Below are 1,174 nucleotides of genomic sequence, written 5' to 3' on the forward strand. Positions count from 1 at the left end.
ACCCCCGGCCCTTCGCCTGGACCAAGACCGCGGACGAGATCCTCGAACGACTCGCCGCATATCTTGACCGGATTCCTGGCGCGACTCACTAGATGAGTGATTCCGTGAAGCTGGTGTTCAGTGGTCGTAGGGCACCAGTGATCGTTTGGTCGTGACGCCGGTGGTCCAGTTGTGCCAGATGCCGCTGGCCAGGGCGAGGAGTCGCTGGGCCACGCGGGTGAAGACCCCGTCTGGGGTGCGCCCGCCGTGGCGTTCCAGGTCGAGCTGGCCTTTGAGGCTCTGGTTGACCGATTCGATCCACTGGCGGACACCGCCGAGGTGCCCGTTGGTGTAGGTCTCGTCGCGGCGGTCCGGGCGCCGCAGGCGTAGCCCCATTGCTTCGGTGAGCTGCTTGAATGCCGCCCCAGCGAAACCCTTGTCGGCCAGGATGAGCTGCCCGTCGCGCACGAGGCGGTGGTTGTGCTCCAGCAGCGCGGCCAGGACCTCGCGTTCCCCGATCTTCGGGTTGGCCAGGCACCACATGACGGGCATCCCGTCCCCAGTGCAGACCAGGTAGAGCTTCAGCCCCCAGTAGAAGCGCGAGTGCGAGGCGCAGTAGCCGTAGCCGGCGTGGCCGGCCAGATCGGATCGTTTGACCGTCTGGCGGGACATGCCACAGGGCACCGGCGTGGCGTCGGTTATCCATAGCTCGTCGAACCACGATGGGCAGCGCTGGGCCAGCACGCGGATCGCCCGACACAGCAGCGCACGGGCGTTCTTGAGCCGCTTGTGATAGCCGGGCTGCTGGGGCAGGTTCGGGAACATCGCACGCCACTCGGCGCTGGCTCGGATGTGGCGCACCCAACGGGACTCGCAGTGGTAGCCCTGCAGGATCTGAGCCACTGCCAGCGTGATCAGTTCGGAGTCCGACAGCAGCGGCCGACGGCCACGCCCGCGGCGTGGTGGCACGACGTAGTCGTCGATCACGACGTAGAGTTCGACCAGGAGGGCGTTCAGTTCTTTCGTCACACATTGATCTTGAACGCTCTCCCCTCATGCCCCGGGCACGACACACCTCACACGATCTTCACGGAATCAACCATCTAGTGAGTCGCGCCAGGAATCCGGTCAAGATATGCGGCGAGTCGTTCGAGGATCTCGTCCGCGGTCTTGGTCCAGGCGAAGGGCCGGGGGT

At 65.5% G+C, this 1,174-nt stretch carries 1 protein-coding gene; it reads right to left on the reverse strand.

The features are described 5' to 3' along the window. Positions 1 to 117 precede the first annotated feature (117 nt). The gene (locus G567_RS0125100) at positions 118 to 1,008 is read right to left on the reverse strand and encodes an IS982 family transposase (protein WP_028932071.1); all 891 of its coding nucleotides are present in this window, start codon (positions 1,006 to 1,008) and stop codon (positions 118 to 120) included. Positions 1,009 to 1,174: the final 166 nt, after the last annotated feature.

The sequence above is a fragment of the Pseudonocardia asaccharolytica DSM 44247 = NBRC 16224 genome (assembly GCF_000423625.1).
Classification (GTDB): domain Bacteria; phylum Actinomycetota; class Actinomycetes; order Mycobacteriales; family Pseudonocardiaceae; genus Pseudonocardia; species Pseudonocardia asaccharolytica.